Below are 18,178 nucleotides of genomic sequence, written 5' to 3' on the forward strand. Positions count from 1 at the left end.
CCGCCTATTTTTCGACCACAATCGCAGGACGATTCTTGCGAAAGGCATTCTTGACGAGAATTTTTCCGTCCCTGAACGTGAACAGATCCACCATATTGGCTTCAATCCGTGCGCCGTCCTTTTGCGTACCGGTAAATGTCGTTTCCGAAACGCCACGGTCGCCACTGATCCAGTGTCGGCCGTTGCGCCATTGTGCATCCGGAATATTTTCCCAGGCCGCCTGAAAAGCCTTTCTTACCGCTTCCCTGCCTTCGATCCGGTTACCGCAAACCTGATCGCCAGCCACGGTCTCAAAAACACAATCGTCATGCATGAACGACATCAGCGCTTCAATGTCATGGTCGTTCCACGCCTGGGAAAAGGCTTCAAGGGTCTGGATGTTTACCGCGTTATTCATTTTGTTTTCTCCTGCTTTGATATTTCAATCAAAGATAGAAGAAGTTCGCCCCGCGGTCTAGATCCAGTTTCCGGACTTCGTTGAGTCCAGATGCTACCGACTGTATTGAGCCACCATGAAGCATTTGTGCGCCAGCACAAAGCAAACCGGCAATGCAGCGCAGCGGCCTGCTCAACGATGATGCATGGGGCGCACACCGATTGTGCGCTGCGTTATCGGTACACAGGAAAAGCGAATACAAAACGAGCAATGAACGCGAATAAGTCCAGTCAGTCCAGCGTATCGTTCCAGATATTTTTCGCCCAGGAACGCGCATCGGCGCCTTCCTCTTCGGATGGATGCGCGGACAGGCCGCCGCCTTCGGCCGAGATCATGTCCTTTTTTTCCGCGTCGTAGCGGTAGACATTCGCTACATGCATAGCCGACGTGTCATCCACATAGCTGTAGCAGGTATTGGCAAATACCGGCAGTGGATCAGGCCGGGCATCGGCCAGTCGGGCAATCATGCTGCTGGCGCATACCTTGGCCTGGGAGTTGGCGATATGCGCCGATTTGGGCAGACCCGAGTCGACCGAATCACCCAGCAAATGAATCCCCGGTACCTTGCGTGATTCATACGTCACAAAATCCACATCGCACCAGCGTTCTTCGCTGTTGGCCAGGCCGGTATCCAGCGCCAGCTGGCCGGCAGTCTGGGGCGGGATCACATTCAATACGTCGGTCTTCCAGGTATCAAAAACCGTTCTGACGGTTCCGGTATCAACATCAATGGCCGCCAGCTCGCTGTTGGGCTGGTAGTCGATCAGACCGGGGTACTGCTCGGCCCAGTTGCGTTCAAACAGCGCCCGCTTGGAGGTGATTCCAGGATTGGCATCCAGCACCAGCACCTTGCCCGTAGGGTTATGCTGTTTGAGATACCACGCCACCTGACAGGCCCGCTCGTAGGGCCCGGGAGGACAGCGATACGGGAGTGGCGGCACCGTAATGGCAAACACGCCACCCTTGCGCATCCCCTGCAATTGTGAGGCCAGCAATTGGGTCTGCGGGCCGGCCTTCCAGGCATGAGGGACGCGCTCCCTTGCCGCATCGGTCTGTGCCATGGGCAACTGCGAATAATCAAAACTAATGCCCGGAGCCATGATCAGATAATCATAAGGTATCCGCCCGGTTGCCGTACGCAGTTGCTTTCTGTCCGCGTCGACAGCCAGCACTTTTTCCTGGCGCACGGTCACGCCATGCTTGCGGGTCAGGTTTTCGTAGGAGTGGGAAATAGCGGGCAGCTGTACTGATCCACCCAGAACCAAATTGCTGGTGGGGCAGGACACAAACTGCGCATTGGGTTCGATCAGCGTCACCGGCAAGTGATACTGGCTCCACATGCGCAGATACTTTGCCGCTGTCGCACCGGCAAAGCCTGCGCCCACAACAACAACCCGGGCCTGCCGCAAGCCGCGCGCGGCGCTCGCGCTCAATGGCCAGACACTGGTGCCCAGCCAGGCGGCTCCCAAGGTGTTAATAAATTCCCTGCGCTTCATCGTTGTTGTCCCATCGGTATACTGGAATGCTGCACGCCGTGATGGCTTCCGTTATTTATTGCAATTGCAATAGTGCAAGAAAATACGCCAATCATTTGGGCACAGGCAGAGTCGAAAAATAGGCAGCCAGGCGGTCAATTTCATCTGTGGTCAGGCCGCGGGCATGCTGCGTCATCACATCGTGGTCGGCTTTGCTGGTGCGAAACGCCATCATGCGCGACTGAAATTGCGCAGCAGGCATGCCTGCCAGGTTGGGTCTGCCTGATACACTGACGCCATTGGTACCATGGCAGGCCGCACAGGACGCGGCCAGAACTCGGATATGCAACTCAGATGGTGAGGTCTTCGCCATTGCCGCAGTGCTGCCCAACAGCAATGCCAGAATCCATAAGCGCGTAGTAATAGCCGTCCCGGTCATCATTCTCAGCCCTACTGCCATTCCATTTTCGGAAACAGCAGGTTTACATTACGCGGATTGATAATATCGAACAACTGCCATTTATCCTTCTCCTGCGCGGCCGCGTGCTGCATCACTTCGCTCATGTCCTGCCCCTTTTTGATGCCCTGTGCAATATCCGATTGCAGAGTCTGCAAATAACGTCGCTGTGCATCCCAGGCCGCGGCCTGGTCTTTCGGACTGGGGCCATGCCCAGGTATCAGCAGCGCCACCGGCTTCTGTTTGAGGGTGTCGATCGCCTGGATCCAGCCTTTGATGTCCCCATCAACGGATGGCGTGCGTTCTGTGAACAGCAAATCGCCGGTCCATAGTGTATCTGTCTGTTCATCCAGCACTGTCAGATCAGTGGTGCTGTGCGCAGCAGGCCAGCTTTGCAGCAGCAGCTTTCGGTTGCCCAGATCCAGCCGCTGCGGTTCGGTTATCCTGATCGTTGGCATGACAATCGTGTTCTTGCCGCCGTCAGCGCGAGCCGGTGCTTCGCGCAAATAGGTGTCCTGACTCTCATACATGACTGCGGCCAGTTGGGCATGCCCCACAAACTGCGGATGGATATGCGCATTGGCATCAGCAAACGCAGCATTGCCCAGGATATGATCGGGGTGCACGTGCGTATTGATAACATAGCGGATCGGCAAAGGCGTGACCCTGGCCACAGCCTGCGCCAGCGACTTGCCGATATCATAGGAGCCACCGGTATCAATCACCGCCACCGCTTCTTTTCCAACCACAAATCCGATATTGGCAATATCACCCTTGTAATCAGCGTCATCAAAATCCTGATGCGCCCCCTGATGTACATACACACCCGGGGCCACTTCATGCATGAGCAGCGGTTCCGCAGTGGCCAGGCTGCAGGCCACGGTTAACACGCATGACACAACGCACCGAAAAATGCCGGGGCGCTTCATTGCACGGTCACTTCGGTTTCATGACTAAAGCGTTTGCCCTCGTTGTCCTCTGCGGATACGGTCAGTTTCCCACTTTTATCGGGCACAAAGAAGAACCGGAAATTCGGATCTTCACTAATACCAATGTACGTGTCCGCCTGCAAGACCGGTTTATCGTTAAAGCGAACGTCTATCTTATTAATGAAATAGGCCGGACGAAAACCTTGGCTCATCAGGTCGCGCTGCAGACCGGTGTTCATGGGATGGCGTATCATCAAACGCCCCTGTGCCGGCTTGCCGGCCTGAACGGGATCAATTGCAGCCAATTTCATTTGTCCGGCGGTTTTTCTGGCGGCGTCAGCATCGCCACCCACTGTGCCGCCACAGCCGCCCGATGCCTTGACCGGCACGGCGTTGCGAAAATAGCGACCGTCGCTTGTTTCCGCAACAACGTGAACGTAATCATCTACCTCTAGCCGAATGCGGGTCGCAACATCCACCTTGCCGCTTTCCGGCGTAAAGTGAAAGACAGCAGTCAGCGGTACAGGATTCTCCGGAACAACCACCGTTACGTTCTTGATATAGTCGTCCTTGGTGGACGGATAGTCTATGGAAAACGCAAACGGTACCTGTGCGCCGCTGGCCGCCCTTTTAGGCGCTTCAATATGGATAAAAGGGCCATCCTCCAGTTTTTTACCGGCAAAAAAACTGCTGTTGACCTTATCCCACTCAGGAGCATTCACGCCGGCCAGCACGGGCGAAGGCAGTGCGATGATCATGGCAGAGCTGATCATCATGACTGATTTGCGTAACATGTGAACCTCCTTAATGAACATGTTCCGTTCTCTGTATTTCACCTCTATGCGCTTGGCGCGTGAGGTACTTTTTTATAGTGTGATTTTATTGCGGTTCCAGACGGGCCGGACCGTGATTATTATGACAATATACATCTAATTTCCAAGGGGAAACAGGAACGTACAGATTGCAGGAAAAAGAGGAAAAATAACGGAGAACACGTGCGGGGTGTTATTGCATTTGCCGCGCCCATGGTCTGATCAATGCAGCGAGCCCCAACGATGCACCGATGGTTCTGCCTGGGCCCACAGCCAGTACCGTCCGTTCTTGCACACATCCAGCGTGTACCAATGTTCTGTGGGTTTGTCGTCGACTATGTCTTCTACTGAAAAAAGGGCTTTTTTGCAGGTCGTCAATGCATTGACCGATTCACTTACCACAATGGTGCGACCCTTGTTATTGCCGTAAGGGATCGGCTGTTCAACCTGCCAGCGCCGCTCTTCGCCGGGAACACTCTGCGCAATTGCATTTGCGATTTCCTGCTGTTCCGCTGCACTGAACCGCTTCATCACATATTTGACACCGGCATCTACCGCTGCGTTGGTGGCCACTGCGACCGTCAGACCCCAAGCGGGATTGCCGGTTACCGAAGAGGTTGCAGCACCGGCAGTAATCCCCGGCAACGTGGCAAGCATCGAACAACCAGTAAGACAGGCAGAGGCATAAACGCTGCCTATGACAATTGCAAATTTGGCACTTAGGCGCATTACTGCAACGCTCCCCAGCGACTGACCGCCGGTTCCGCCGTGGCCCAGGCCCAGCGCGGGCCGTCCTTGCAGATCGAGGCTACATAAAACTCATTACGCGGCATTGAATTTTCTTCACTGTCTACCGAATAGACAATTTCCTTGCATTCCAGCAAGCCCTGACTGATCACACGACTGACGGTAACGCGCCCCTGCTCATTGGGTTCCATCGGAATAGAGTGAATCGACTTCCAGTTGGCCACGTCACCTTCCTTCAGGCCGCCTGCGGCAGTGGCAATCACTTCCTGAGTATAGCCATGCATTTCACGCTGCACATATTGCACAGCGGAGCGGGTGGCCGCCTGAACGCCAACGCCGATACCAGTGGTGACCGCAGCATTATCCGTGACTTTTTGAGCGAGCGCAGCGCCGGCGATCCCCGCCCCCGCCGACGAGCCTTCCAGCACCAGCGACTGGCAACCGGCCAGTCCCATCACAAGTGACATTCCCAGCAATTTGACCGCCATCCGGAGGCGACACAGATACGCCGTGCAGCCTGAGTGCTCCGGAGGCGCCCTGAACACAAGGGATGAAAAGTCATGCAAAACATTTAATTTGTGCAAAATCATGTACTTATGATGATTTATTGATAAAGCACATTATATTGCCATCAGACACAGATTGAACATCAAGAACCGTTAGGAAGTTGTAATCAGATGTTGGCGCAGACCATGTGCCACTGGCCACAAAACAGCGCGATTACCAGGCGTAACAGTTATCCTGCTTGCCTATTTTGTGTACCGGCTGCTGCTGTTTGGCGTTCATGACAATAGTCCCGGAACAACTGCAGCGAGGCCATATTCCGGTTGGCCATGGTCGCCATGACAATGCGCGAATCCACCCGGGCGCCGGTGATGGCTCGGAAAGCAACGCCCGGTGGACTGCTTTTGCGGTAGATACTGGGCACAATGGATACCCCCAGTCCGGCCGCCACCAGGGCCAGCGTGGTACTGTTTTCCCGCACCTGTTGCACGATTCGCGGCACAAACCCGGCTGCCGTCGCGATGCTGGAAATATGTTCGAACAGACCGCAACCCAGCGCACTGGGAAACAGAATAAAATCCTCATCGGCCAGAGTGTCGATGGGCACGGGCTCTGGCACAAGCGATGAATCCTCCTGCCCGGCCGTGACCAGCATCAGCTCGTCATACCATAGTGCCAGGGTCTGGATACTGCGCGGCGGCTGAAAATTGAGCGCAGGTCGTAAAAAACCAATATCAATGTCATTGTCGTTCAACGCGATAATCTGCTCGCCCGTCGACATATGCTGAAGATCAATTTCAATGCCAGGGTAAAGGCGCGTGAAGCCCTGTATCAGTTTGGGAAAATCTTCGAACAGGGGAACGGATGCCGTAAATGCCAAACGTAATTTCCCAACCTTACCGTCCAGCGTCCAGGCGCATAGCTCTTTGGCACCGGCATAGCGTTCCAGGATGGCCAGCGCCTCGCGATAGAAAAGACGACCGGCGTGGGTCAGTGCAACCGAACGGCGCGTGCGATCAAACAACTGAACATTCAGATCCTGCTCCAGCAGTTTGATCTGCTGGCTCAGCGGCGGCTGGCTGATATGCAGACGCTGTGCCGCCTTGCTAAAGCTCAGCGTCTGGGCCACCGCCACAAAATAATTAAGTTGCCTGAAATCCATGCTATTCGAAAATCATATAAATAGAAGATTTAAATAATATTAGACCATATAAGTCTGCTGGGGGAAAATATCCGTTATCCCCCGTGCCAGCAGTCAAGTGTATGACGGCACTATATAACGATCAGGAGACTCGATATGACTTATTCTAATCCCGGCAGGCGCATCACACTTGCCCTGACCACAACAGCCCTTCTTAGCGGCGCAACCGCCGCCGTTGCCGCCGATTATCCCGACCATGCCATCACCGTTGTGGTTCCCTATTCTCCAGGCGGCGGCGTCGATATTGTCACGCGCATTGTGACCAAAGCCATGTCCGACGAACTGAAGCAGCCCATTATTGTGGACAACCGTCCGGGCGGCGGAACCAATATCGGCATGGCTTATGCAGCCAGAGCCAAGCCGGATGGCTATACCCTGTATATGGCATCCAATACTCTCACCACCAACAAAGCCCTGTATGCCAAACTGGACTTTGACCCGGCAACGGCATTTGCACCCATCGGTAAAATCGGCGATGCGCCACTGGTGGTAGTTGTTACCAAAGACTCACCATACAAAACATTGGGCGAGCTGGTTGAATATGGCAAACAGCATGCCGGTGAGCTCACTTTCGGCACTGCCGGCACCGGCAGCTCGGGCCATATGGCAAGTGAATTACTGCTGCGCAAAGCGGGCTTCAAGGCCTTGCATGTACCCTATAAAGGCGGTTCACCGGCCATCACAGACTTGCTGGGCGGACGCCTGTCGTTCATGGCGATCAATCCACTGGAAGTCATTTCTCATATCAAATCCGGCGCACTGCGCCCGCTTGCTGTCCTGAGCAGCAAGCCTACCGTTTTACTGCCGGATCTGACAACGGCTGAAAAAGCCGGAGTACAGGGGGCCGATGCGACCGTTTGGTGGGGACTGGTCGCCCCGGCCGGCACACCGGACGCAGCAGTAGAGAAGCTCAACAGTGCGCTGAACAACGCCCTGAAAAAAGACGACATTATTCAGAGCCTGGCCAAGCTGGGCGCCACACCTGCCGGGGGTACACCTGCACAATTTGATGCCTTTATTAAAAAGGATAGCGCTTCCATGGCCGACCTGGTCAAGAGCGCCGGTATCAAAGTGGACTGAGCATTGCCGCTACGCTTTTAAATCGCAACGCATTTTACGGAAGTTTGTCATGCAACAAAAAACCGCATTGATTGTTAGTGCTCACGCCGCCGATTTCGTGTGGCGCGCGGGCGGCGCTGTCGCCCTTTACGCCAGCAGAGGCTGGAATGTGCATATTTTATGCCTGTCTTTTGGCGAGCGCGGAGAGTCGGCCAAACTATGGAAAGACCCGACCATCACGCTTGACGCGGTCAAGCAGGTGCGTCGCGCCGAAGCAGAAAAGGCGGCGGCCATTCTGGGGGCATCGGTCGAATTTCTGGATTGTGGTGACTACCCGCTGCGGGTCAGCGATGAGATTCTCATGGGTATTGCCGACCGCTATCGTTCATTGCGACCGGAATTTGTCCTTACCCATTCGTTTCGCGATCCCTATAATTTCGATCACCCCTTTGCCAATCACCTGGCGCTGGAGGCGCGTGTGATCGCGCAGGCACATGGCCACCGACCCGATGTGCCGGTTATTGGCGCGCCCCCGGTTTTTCTGTTTGAACCCCACCAGCCGGAACAATGCGAGTGGAAGCCCGAGATGTTCCTGGATATTTCATCTGTGTGGGAGAAAAAATATGAAGCGTTCAAAACCATGGATGCGCAAGAGCACCTGTGGGAGTACTACACACGCGTCGGCCTGCAACGTGGCGCACAGGCGGCGCGCAACAGTGGACAGAAAATAAAGTATGCTGAAGCCTACCAATGCGTTTATCCGCGCGTCGCAGACGCCTTTTGACCGGTGGCATCAGGAGACTATTCATGACAATGATCAACAGCCATTTCGTTCGCCCCTCTGCAGAACAGATTAAAACAGCGCGACAGTTTGCAGCATCCATTCTGGCCGATGCTGCCGGTCGGCGCGGCGCCCTGGACGGACGGATTCAGCCACTCGCTTCACATATGCAATTATGCGGCCCGGCATTCACGGTCGAGGTACGCCCGGGTGACAACCTGATGATTCACGCCGCACTGGTGCTGGCCCGCCCGGGTGATGTACTGGTCATCGACGGCCAGGCGGACACGCGTGCCGCTCTCATGGGTGAACTCATGTGCAGCCATGCAGTTGCTGCGGGCCTGGGGGGAGTGGTCGTGGACGGTGCCATACGGGATCGCAGCGAACTGCGCGAAAACGCTTTTCCGGTGTTTGCCTGCGCCAGCAATCCAAATGGGCCAAGCAAAAGTCTTCCGGGTCGCATCGGCCATCCGGTGTCGGTGGGTGGCGTCACGGTCAGCCCCGGCGATCTGGTCTGCGCGGATCAGGATGGCGTGGTCATCGTTCCCCGACAGGACATTGATACAGTGCTGGATGCTGCGCAAAAAAAGATCGCAACCGAACAAAAACGCAGAGACGATATCGCCAGCGGCAATCTTATCTATGGCTGGCTGGAGCAGACCCTCAGGAACGTAGGGGCCATTGCGGACGACGACAGCCTGGCAGCCATGGTCAGCCGTTTCAAGGAAAAAACTAAAGCAAAATACCGCCAGGCGCGTACCTTACATCGCGCCTGGCGCTGGACATGCCTGGTTTGCCTGGTTTGCCTGGTTTGCCTGGTTTGCCTGGTTTGCCTGGTTTGCCTGGTTTGCCGGGTATGCCAAGTGAGCCAGGTATGCCAGCCGGTGTATCACATTCGCCATAAGCACGGCGATTACTTCTTCATGTCCACCGTTGCAATCAGACCCTTGAAATAGTCGGACTGCTGCGCCATAAATTGAGCGAACGCAGGCCCATCCTGATATGACACGGCCAGATTGGCGTGAGCCATGCCATCCTTGAATTTTGGGTCGTCCACAATTTTCTTACTCACCTCACGCAGCCGCGCCACCACATCGTCAGGCGTATTTCTGGGTACGCCCAATCCACGCCACGTACCTACCGTCACATTGATTCCGCTTTCCTTTAATGTCGGCACGGCCGCGTATTCTCCGGCAAGGCGCGCATCTGTCATCACGCCCAGCATACGCAACTGGCCTGATTCTATATAAGGTTTGACTTCCACCGGGCTGACAACAATCGCCTGTACATGCCCGCCAAGCAACGCCGTGACGCTGGGTGCGGCCCCCTGGAAAGAAATATTATTGAAGGTCACCTGCTGATCGCGTTCGATCGCTGCGGCAGCCAGATGCCAGATGGTGCCAACCCCGGCATTGCCCAGGGACACTTCTCCCGGTTTCTGCTTCGCCGCAGCAAGCAGATCCTGTACATTTTTCCACGGTGCATCCGACTTCACCACAATCGTACCGGGATCGCCATTGAGCCGTGCAATCGGCACAAAATCCTGTTCCGTAAAAGGGATCATCTTCAAATGCGGCAAAATCGCCAGTTCCGAGATAAGTACAGCTACCTTGTACCCATCCGGTTTGGCACGCCGTACCTCACCCATGCCGATACCGCCGCCAGCGCCAGGTTTATTACTGACAACAAATGGCTGCGGCATATATTTGGACGATACCTCGGCAATCACCCTTGCCATTAAATCGGTGCCGCCACCCGGAGACGAAGGCACAATCAACTCGACAGGATGGTCGGGATAGTCGGCATACGCCTGCGCGCAGGTCATGCCGACCGCGGCGACAACAAGCAGCTTTACTAAGTGTGTCAATTTCATTCTTGTCTCCTTCCTGTTTACGAGTCACGGGGCGGACGGCGGTTGCCTTCTATCCCGTGTTCGTATTTTTCATGGGTCACCGCAGCATATCCGTTTTGCCTGCTCACCTCGATATGCAACGACGCACCGCCTTATCTGATGCACCGCCTTATCTGTTAAGGCCCTCACTGTTAGCGCCCTTACAGCACTGCCAGCATACCGCCATCCACATAAATGATCTGACCATTCACATAGTCCGAAGCCTTGGAGGCCAGAAAGATTGCGGCGCCCGCCAGTTCGTCGGGCAAGCCCCAGCGGCCGGCAGGCGTTCGGCTTTTGACCCAGCCGTCAAATTGCGGGTTGCTGAGCAGCGCTTCGTTCATATCGGTTGCCATATAACCAGGGCCGATGGCGTTGATCTGAATCTTATGGGCTGCCCACTCGGCTGTCATTGCACGTGTCAGCATTTTGATGCCACCCTTGGAAACGGTATAAGGCGCCACCGTGGCACGCGCGCACTCGCTGGTGAGCGATCCGATATTGATGATTTTGCCGCCCTGGCCACGTGCGATCATGCGTTTTGCCGCTTCACGTCCCACCAGAAAAGCACTGGTCAGGTTAGTGTCCACCACGCGATGCCATTCGGCTGCAGCCAGCTCGGTTAGCGGCTTTCTGAGCTGAATGCCGGCGTTATTAATCAGAATATCCACTTGCCGACCCTGCTGATCCAGCGTTTCAAACGCAGCAATCACCGCCTGTTCATCGGCAACATCGAAGGCCAGTGTATCGGCGCGAAAGCCTTTCTCTGTCAGTTGCCGTGCCGCTTTCTCAAGGCCGTCGGGGCGGGTGCCATTCAGAATGACATCGGCGCCATGCTCGGCCAGTCCCTGTGCAAAGGCAAACCCCAACCCCCGCGACGAGCCCGTAATAAGTGCTGTCTTGCCTTTTAAACTGAATAATTCAGACATGATTTTTTCTCTCCCCTTTATAGTGATTCCGGGGTGCTGACGCGAACTGTCAAATCATCCCGCTCAAATACTTCATCGCGCAGTTCCACGCCCAGGCCAGGTCCTTCCATCGGGAACACAAATCCATTTTCAATGCGCGGCACTGCGGTAACCAGTTCGTTGTACCAGCCCTTGTAAAAGGCACGCACCGATTCCTGTATCAGCGTATTAGGCTGACTGAACGAACAATGTATTGCAGCCGCAAAACCCACCGGCCCAATACAATCGTGCGGTGCGAATGGTCGATGCCAGGTTTCGGCAAGGGCAGCAATTTTCCGGCCTTCCGTCAGGCCACCGCTCCAGCATAAATCAACCATGACCACATGCGCGGCATCGCGTTCCAGCATATCCTTGTATGGATAACGGGAACCGAGGGTTTCGCTTGCGCACACCCAGACCGGTGTTGACCTGGCATATTCTGCCAGCGCCTGAGGCGAGTTCATGCGGATCGGATCCTCATACCAGCGCGGCGCATACGGCTCGATCGCGCGCGCGATTTCCTTGGCAGTGGGCAAGTTCCACAGGGAATGAAATTCCACCATGATGTCCATTTTGTCGCCGACCGCCTTGCGAATTTTTTCAAACGGCTCCAGTGATTTTTTCATTTGCCGGGCATCAATGAACAAGCCCTTGTTCTCAATGGCCGGTGGATCGAACGGCCAGATTTTCATCGCCGTGATACCCTGTTCAAGCAGATCCAGCGCCAGTTCATCTGCACGATTCATGAAGGCGTCCAGATCTTCATAAGGACCTTGCACCTGTTCTTTGTTAATCTGCCAGTTGGATACCGGCTTGATATTTTTCGCTCTTACATAGTTGTAGCCTGCACACGTGTTGTACACCCGGATCTTGTCGTGGCACAGGCCGCCAAGCATCTGGTGCACAGGCTGCTGACAGACTTTGCCAAAGATGTCCCACAGTGCGATGTCGATTGCCGACGCTGCCCGGTACTCCGCCCCGGTACTGGACTGCGCCATGGGCAGATTCAGCATTTCCTTGTGCAGGGCCTCGATATGCAGCGGATTCTGTCCGAGCAAACGAATGGCCAGGGTTTCGTGGATGTGCGCTTCTACTGCGCCAGCGCCATAGAACGTTTCTCCCAGTCCCACCACGCCGCTATCGGTGTGAATACGTACCCAGATCACGTTAAAAAACTCCCTGGTACGCAGCGTTTCAATTTTGGTTATTTTCATGACCATTGTTGTCCATTAGATGTCTTTACACTGGCATGCAAATCGTTTTCTGCACGCTCGATAATTTCCAGCACCGCTTTTTCTGCCTGCGCGGGATTGCGCGCGACAATGGCCGCCAGCAGCGCCTCGTGCAAAGGCTGCGATTGGGCGGGTCCGTCCGGTACCTGTATGCATAAGTCAAAACTGACTTCCAGAATCACATTGATCGCCTGCTGCATTTGGCGCAGAAACTGGTTATGACAGGCATCCAGAATGGCGCCATGGAAAGCCAGATCGGCCGGTACATATTCGCCCTTGCCATCAATTGCATTTGCCATAGCCTCCAGATGCTGGCGCATGGCCACAATATCTTCCGCACTGGCCCGTTGCGCCGCGTACCGGGCAGCGGCCGGCTCAATCACGCGCCGCAGTTCCATCAAATCAGCAATGTATTTTTCATCGACCATGCCGGCGCTGGCACGCCAGACAACAACCTTGGGGTCAAATAGTTGCCAGTTTTCAGGCGATTGCACCAATGTGCCGGTCCGACGACGTACCACCACCAGCCCACGCGCACTGAGCGATTTGATCGCTTCCCGTACCACAATCCGGCTTACTCCCAGCAGCTCACACAGGTCCGGTTCCGGCGGCAGCACGGTACCGGCCGCATATACGCCGGTGCAGATATCCGCGCCCAGTCGGTTCAGAACGTCATCATGTATTGTTTGTCGTGGCATCATATTTCAATCATAATACGTATGATGATTGAAATAAACAGTAGTTACCCTGATACAAGCGGATAAACAGGTTCAGCGCATATTCCGCCAAAAGCCGGAGCCTCCGACGCAACGGGGACTTTAAAAGGCGCTGTCAGGCACCCCGGGAAATGAGTATAGAGAAAAGGCGCTGTCAGGCGTTCGGGAAGTTAAGCCCGGGAACATTAATACAACGTATCACGCTGTCGTTGCGGCAACTCCCGATCATATTTTTCACCGTCAATCTGCGCCTGGGTTAGCCCGGCCAGAATGGTACCTGCTGTCGGCACATTCAACTGGTCGCGCTGCGGCGCCGGATTCCACAAACCAGAACGCTGAATGGCACGGGCACACTGAAAATACACCCGCTCCACGTTCATAACAATCACACATTGTGGCTGCTTGTCATGCATGGCCAGCCGTTGCAGCAAGGCCGGTGCGACGCTGATATGCGCAGTACCGTTCACGCGCAACGTTTCACCCAAACCGGGAATAAGAAACAGGATGGCCAGACGGGGATCGGCGATCAGATTGCGCAAACTATCAATGCGATTATTGCCCCGTCTTTCGGGCAGCAACAAGGTGTGTTCGTCTTCAATCTGAACAAAACCGGCCGGATCGCCACGCGGTGATGCGTCCAGACCATCCGGGCCGCTGGTGGCAAGAATGGCAAAGGGGGAGGCCTCTATCATTGGCCGGTACAGTGGATGGATATGGTCCACTTCCTTTTTCAATGACGCCTCTCCGGGCTGACCAAATAAACCGGTCAACTGCTCGATGCTGCCAATGCGGTGGGGGTCAGAAATGGTCATCAACAAATTCTCCGAAACAAGCGATATGCAGAAGGAAACGAGGCTCTACTATACTACGCGACCGATCGGCACAAAAAATATCCGGCACGATGGGCAGCATGCCATATGCAATTAATCCGATAAGGCGTATTCTTGCAATGTATCGTCGGCGGCGGCGAACACTTTCAAGGAGACACTCATGAAAAAAACACTGCTGTCCTGCGCCCTGGCCGGTGCAGGCATAATCGGCAGCGCAGCCCTGGCGGCGGAAGCGCCGGCCAAAACAGAAAATGGCATGCTGGTCGACAGCAAAGGCATGACCTTGTATACCTTTGACAAGGACAAAGGTACCCCGGGCAAAAGTGCATGCACGGGTCAATGCGCGGAAAACTGGCCACCCCTGATGGCCACTGAGGCCGATAAGAAATTCGGCGATTTCGATGTCATCAAACGCGATGACAACCAATCACAATGGACCTATAAAGGAGAACCGCTATACCTGTTCAAAAAGGACAGCAAGCCTGGTGACATGACCGGCGACGGCGTCAAAGACGTCTGGCACGTCATCAAACAGTAATCATCATCATTCTTTGCCGGGTGGCGGTCAGCCCAGCGCAGTATCCAGAAACATCATGACCGCAAACCCGGCCATCAGCCCGATGGTGGCAAACGTCTGGTGGCCATTGCGATGCGTTTCCGGTATGACCTCATGAGATACCACAAATATCATTGCGCCGGCGGCCAGCCCAAGACTCATCGGATAGGCCAGCGGCATACCGCTGGACATCCCCAGCCCTACGATGGCGCCCAGCGGCTCCATGATGCCCGAGGCGGCGGCAAGTAATACCGCGCGCCCTACTGGCATGCCGATAGCCCGCAGGGCCAGCGCCACGGCCAGGCCTTCCGGCATATCCTGAATGGCGATCGCAGTGGTGAGTGGTAACCCAACTGACATATCGGATTTGGAAAAACTCACGCCAATCGCCATCCCCTCGGGTAAATTGTGCAGGACTATGGCAAGCACGAAAAGCCAGACGCCACTCAGCCGTTTGTACTCGGGGCCTTGCATGCCCAACTCCTGGTGCATATGCGGCGTGAAATAATCCAGGCCCAGCATCAGCAGTACGCCAAATGCCAACCCCAGCACCACGACCATGGATCCCAGCAGAGCACTGCCGGTGATGTCCTGTGCTGCGTCCAGCCCCGGAAGTAACAAAGAGAAAGAACTGGCGGCAAGCATCATGCCAGCAGCAAACCCCAGCATCGTATCCTGAGTACGAACCGGGACGCTGCGTAAACCAAAGGCAGCCAGCGCCCCCAGTGCGGTGGAGCCGAATCCGGCAAAACCGCCGATCAGCGCATATTTAAAGGCAGTACCTTCAACCGACGTGAGGGCACCATAGGTCCCGGCCACCAGCAATACCAACAAACACAAACCCGCCAGCAGCAGGCCGGCGGTCACACGCGGATTCTTTCGAGCCTGCAACATCCAGGCCTGCCATAACGACGACTGAGCAATATCATTTGTGTTCATTTTTACCCTGATACCTCGAAAATCAGATGCGGACAATCAAACACATAGTAACAAAATGACATGTGCAATTTAGATTTATTGCAATCACAATATGCGAAACTTTAGCCTTCATCCACATTCACAGACCGGAGATCGCCCGATGGCAACCAGACCACAATTTGACAACGCGTGGAACGCGTTTGCGCAAGTAAACAAACCCGTCAAAATGGTGGGCGAGTTGATTGGTGGTAAGGTCAAATTCAATACCGACAGTCTGATTTTTCGCAACGCCTGCCCGATCCGCATGAGCTATGTCCTGAATCGCAATGGCGTCCCCATCCCGCCGCATGGTTCCGGCTACGCAGCCAGCAGTGGCGCCGATGGTCAATGGTATATGTATCGCGTCAATGATATGATCCGTTTTCTGGAAAGCTCATTCGGTCAGGCCGACTTCGTCATCAATGGCGCGCCTACCCCGGCGCAACTGGCCGGCAAAAAGGGATTGCTGGTCGTCAAGGGTCATGGCTGGGACGATGCCGCTGGCCATGTCACACTATGGAATGGTTCACAGTGCTCCGATTCCTGCCATTTGTACGCTGATCCGGATAATGGCACCTTCGTGCCTGAAAAAGCTTATCTGTGGGAATTGAAATGAACAGCAGAGCATTCTTTGCAACCATACTGTGCGCCGCCGGCATGGTGACGGCCGGCGCTGTGCACGCTGCAGATGCAGCCAAACCCGCAGGTCAAATGCAATCGTTCACTCAGCTCCCGGAACAGGAACTGAAAAGCTACGATAACCAGATCAAGCTGTTCAAATACTGGACCCTGGCCCGTTGCGGCGCCACGCTAAGCAAACAGGCAGGCAGCACGGCGCTCGAAGAAGACTGGAGCAACACCGCTGCCGCCTATCTGGAATACTCCACTGTTCCGCTTGAGGCCAATGAAGCGGCACAGGCGCTGGTTGAGCAATTTCTTAAAACCACCACGCGCAGCGGCTCTACCGGCGGCAGCTACGAATCAATGAAATGCATTGATCTGTTCAACAGCAGCGAACTGGATGCGCTGGCGGGCAAGTACATAAAAAAACAGTAGCGATCAGGCGCCCGGCCACTTGGGGGTCGGCGCAATACGCAAGACTGCTCGTTCTGCATGCAACCGGACCCAAGTCAGACTCATATTCCCATACACGATGACTGTCGGTATGCCACTGCCATCAAATGGCCTTACACAAACCTGTCATACTGCTCCTATATTCTTGCGGCTTTCCCATCTCATGCAGGAAGCATCACATGACATTCCGATTCCGTTTTTCAGCGCTGGCACTGGCGCTTGGTCTGGCCGCCACCAGCGGCATTGCGCTCGCACAAACCGAAGTGCCGGCCGTTCTTGAAGGGCACGCCATCCTGCCGGCCAACAGCACCATTGCGGCACCGGATGACGCCCCTGAAGACCTCAAATCTGCGGGCAAATACACCACACGCCAACGCGTTGAGAAGCTGGCATCTGTCATGGGCAAATCCAACGGTCGTGAAACCGGCATCAGTCTGCCTATTTCCGGCCAGCCACTGCAAGGCCACTCCGGCATTCAGGTCATGAAAGACGGCACCGTCTGGATCGTCACCGATAACGGTTCCGGCAACAAAGCGAACTCTCCAGATTCCATGCTGTATCTGAATCAATACTCAATCGACTGGAAATCCGGTGAGTTCAAGCATCTGAAATCCATCTTTCTGAGTGACCCTGATAAGAAAGTACCGTTTCGCATCGTTCACGAAGGTACACAGAAACGCTATCTCACCGGTTCCGACTTTGATACCGAGAGCTTTCAGATTATTGGCGACACGCTGTGGATTGGTGAAGAATTCGGCCCGTTTCTGATCAAGGCTGATCTTGATGGCAAGGTGCAGGCCGTCTTCGAAACAGAAGTCGAGGGTCGTAGAATTCAATCTCCTGATCATTATCAGGTCGCAACGCCCGGCGCACCCGGAGAAACCTATAAAGGCGTTAACCTGAAGCGCTCCAAGGGATTCGAGGGAATGGCTGCGTCTCCCGACGGCAAATTTCTGTATCCGCTGCTCGAAGGTGCGGTCTGGGAGGGCGACAAAAAAGCCTGGGAATCAGCCGATGGCAAAACTGTACTGCGCGTTCTTGAGTTTGATGTTGCTGCGGAAAAATGGACCGGACGCTCATGGCTGTATCCGTTGGAAGCCGGCCACCACGCCATTGGCGACTTCAATATGATTGATGCCACCAGCGGCCTGATCATTGAACGCGACAACGGCGAAGGCACGCCTGACAAGGCTTGCAAAAAAGGCGAAGATCCCAAAACCTGCTTCGACGATCTGCCTAAGTTCAAACGTGTTTACAAAGTGCAGTTCGGTCCTGACAATGCAGGCAAGGCTGTGCGCAAAGTCGCGTATATTGATCTGCTGAACATCGCCGATCCTGGCAAAGTGGCACGCAAGCCACTGACCAACGGCGTACTGCAGTTCCCGTTCTTTACCATTGAAAACGTTGATGTGGTCGATAGCGAGCACATCGTGGTAGGCAACGATAACAACTTCCCGTTTTCATCCAGTCGTGAACCCAACAAGCAGGATGACAATGAACTCATCCTGTTGAAAACACCTGAGCTGATACAGGCTAAATAATCGCTCTGCGATACCGCTGCACCCGGGCCGGCC

At 54.9% G+C, this 18,178-nt stretch carries 21 protein-coding genes; 7 read left to right on the forward strand and 14 right to left on the reverse strand.

Translation table 11 applies throughout. The features are described 5' to 3' along the window. Positions 1-4 precede the first annotated feature (4 nt). The 8 genes from MIM_RS19415 to MIM_RS19450 form a co-directional block, all read right to left on the reverse strand. Positions 5-397, reverse strand: coding sequence for a nuclear transport factor 2 family protein (locus tag MIM_RS19415; RefSeq protein ID WP_025374426.1), 393 nt, complete (start codon positions 395-397; stop codon positions 5-7). A gap of 269 nt (positions 398-666) precedes the next feature. Further along, the gene (locus tag MIM_RS19420) at positions 667-1,932 is read right to left on the reverse strand and encodes an NAD(P)/FAD-dependent oxidoreductase (RefSeq protein WP_025374427.1); all 1,266 of its coding nucleotides are present in this window, start codon (positions 1,930-1,932) and stop codon (positions 667-669) included. Between the two features lie 91 nt (positions 1,933-2,023). Beyond that, positions 2,024-2,371 (reverse strand): c-type cytochrome, encoded by a 348-nt coding sequence (locus MIM_RS19425; RefSeq protein ID WP_222836901.1) that lies wholly within the window; start codon positions 2,369-2,371, stop codon positions 2,024-2,026. Next, positions 2,362-3,213 carry a quinoprotein relay system zinc metallohydrolase 2 gene (locus tag MIM_RS19430; RefSeq protein WP_245592776.1) on the reverse strand — a complete coding sequence of 284 codons (852 nt, stop codon included), beginning with the start codon at positions 3,211-3,213 and terminating at the stop codon, positions 2,362-2,364. Before MIM_RS19430 ends, MIM_RS19425 begins: the two co-directional genes overlap by 10 nt. A gap of 80 nt (positions 3,214-3,293) precedes the next feature. Continuing rightward, positions 3,294-4,091, reverse strand: a complete 798-nt coding sequence (locus MIM_RS19435; protein WP_025374430.1) for a quinoprotein dehydrogenase-associated SoxYZ-like carrier — start codon at positions 4,089-4,091, stop codon at positions 3,294-3,296. A gap of 240 nt (positions 4,092-4,331) precedes the next feature. Beyond that, entirely contained in the window at positions 4,332-4,766 is a 435-nt protein-coding gene (locus MIM_RS19440; RefSeq protein ID WP_144084693.1) for a hypothetical protein, read from the reverse strand. Between the two features lie 71 nt (positions 4,767-4,837). Then, positions 4,838-5,344 (reverse strand): hypothetical protein, encoded by a 507-nt coding sequence (locus MIM_RS19445; RefSeq protein ID WP_025374432.1) that lies wholly within the window; start codon positions 5,342-5,344, stop codon positions 4,838-4,840. Positions 5,345-5,592: 248 nt separating this feature from the next. Next, positions 5,593-6,522 carry a LysR family transcriptional regulator gene (locus MIM_RS19450; protein WP_025374433.1) on the reverse strand — a complete coding sequence of 310 codons (930 nt, stop codon included), beginning with the start codon at positions 6,520-6,522 and terminating at the stop codon, positions 5,593-5,595. Between the two features lie 135 nt (positions 6,523-6,657). Between MIM_RS19450 and MIM_RS19455 the strand changes: the two genes are divergently transcribed. Genes MIM_RS19455 through MIM_RS19465 form a run of 3 tightly spaced genes read left to right on the forward strand, consistent with a single transcriptional unit; the run spans position 6,658 to position 9,357 of the window. Next, complete coding sequence (locus MIM_RS19455; protein ID WP_042070597.1) at positions 6,658-7,641, forward strand: Bug family tripartite tricarboxylate transporter substrate binding protein; 984 nt, start codon at positions 6,658-6,660, stop codon at positions 7,639-7,641. A 49-nt stretch (positions 7,642-7,690) separates the two neighbouring features. Beyond that, complete coding sequence (locus MIM_RS19460) at positions 7,691-8,404, forward strand: PIG-L deacetylase family protein (protein WP_025374435.1); 714 nt, start codon at positions 7,691-7,693, stop codon at positions 8,402-8,404. A 23-nt stretch (positions 8,405-8,427) separates the two neighbouring features. Further along, positions 8,428-9,357 (forward strand): RraA family protein, encoded by a 930-nt coding sequence (locus MIM_RS19465; protein WP_025374436.1) that lies wholly within the window; start codon positions 8,428-8,430, stop codon positions 9,355-9,357. Here MIM_RS19465 and MIM_RS19470 read toward each other — a convergent pair. The 5 genes from MIM_RS19470 to MIM_RS19490 all read right to left on the reverse strand — a co-directional run bounded on the left by MIM_RS19470 (position 9,315) and on the right by MIM_RS19490 (position 13,999). Continuing rightward, a complete protein-coding gene (locus tag MIM_RS19470) occupies positions 9,315-10,274 on the reverse strand; it encodes a tripartite tricarboxylate transporter substrate binding protein (protein ID WP_025374437.1) in 960 nt (319 codons plus the stop codon). The genes MIM_RS19465 and MIM_RS19470 overlap by 43 nt on opposite strands. 179 nt (positions 10,275-10,453) lie before the next feature. Continuing rightward, on the reverse strand, positions 10,454-11,221 hold the full coding sequence (locus MIM_RS19475) for an SDR family oxidoreductase (protein WP_025374438.1): 768 nt from the start codon (positions 11,219-11,221) through the stop codon (positions 10,454-10,456). Positions 11,222-11,238: 17 nt separating this feature from the next. Then, positions 11,239-12,453 carry a mandelate racemase/muconate lactonizing enzyme family protein gene (locus MIM_RS19480; protein WP_025374439.1) on the reverse strand — a complete coding sequence of 405 codons (1,215 nt, stop codon included), beginning with the start codon at positions 12,451-12,453 and terminating at the stop codon, positions 11,239-11,241. After that, positions 12,450-13,172, reverse strand: coding sequence for a FadR/GntR family transcriptional regulator (locus MIM_RS19485; protein ID WP_245592777.1), 723 nt, complete (start codon positions 13,170-13,172; stop codon positions 12,450-12,452). Before MIM_RS19485 ends, MIM_RS19480 begins: the two co-directional genes overlap by 4 nt. 200 nt (positions 13,173-13,372) lie before the next feature. Next, a complete protein-coding gene (locus MIM_RS19490; RefSeq protein ID WP_025374441.1) occupies positions 13,373-13,999 on the reverse strand; it encodes a pyridoxamine 5'-phosphate oxidase family protein in 627 nt (208 codons plus the stop codon). Positions 14,000-14,177: 178 nt separating this feature from the next. Between MIM_RS19490 and MIM_RS19495 the strand changes: the two genes are divergently transcribed. Continuing rightward, positions 14,178-14,555 (forward strand): COG4315 family predicted lipoprotein, encoded by a 378-nt coding sequence (locus tag MIM_RS19495; protein WP_025374442.1) that lies wholly within the window; start codon positions 14,178-14,180, stop codon positions 14,553-14,555. Between the two features lie 27 nt (positions 14,556-14,582). Here the strand turns inward: MIM_RS19495 and MIM_RS19500 are convergent, their stop codons facing one another. After that, a complete protein-coding gene (locus MIM_RS19500) occupies positions 14,583-15,512 on the reverse strand; it encodes a ZIP family metal transporter (protein WP_025374443.1) in 930 nt (309 codons plus the stop codon). Between the two features lie 139 nt (positions 15,513-15,651). On the opposite strand from MIM_RS19500, the gene MIM_RS19505 reads away from it, so the two are divergent. From MIM_RS19505 to MIM_RS19515, 3 genes are all read left to right on the forward strand, one after another. Continuing rightward, positions 15,652-16,146, forward strand: coding sequence for a type VI secretion system amidase effector protein Tae4 (locus MIM_RS19505; protein WP_025374444.1), 495 nt, complete (start codon positions 15,652-15,654; stop codon positions 16,144-16,146). Then, positions 16,143-16,586, forward strand: a complete 444-nt coding sequence (locus MIM_RS19510; RefSeq protein WP_025374445.1) for a T6SS amidase immunity protein Tai4 family protein — start codon at positions 16,143-16,145, stop codon at positions 16,584-16,586. Before MIM_RS19505 ends, MIM_RS19510 begins: the two co-directional genes overlap by 4 nt. Before the next feature lie 197 nt (positions 16,587-16,783). Beyond that, a complete protein-coding gene (locus MIM_RS19515) occupies positions 16,784-18,145 on the forward strand; it encodes an esterase-like activity of phytase family protein (RefSeq protein WP_025374446.1) in 1,362 nt (453 codons plus the stop codon). Positions 18,146-18,178: the final 33 nt, after the last annotated feature.

It is taken from the genome of Advenella mimigardefordensis DPN7 (assembly GCF_000521505.1).
Classification (GTDB): Bacteria; Pseudomonadota; Gammaproteobacteria; order Burkholderiales; family Burkholderiaceae_B; genus Advenella; species Advenella mimigardefordensis.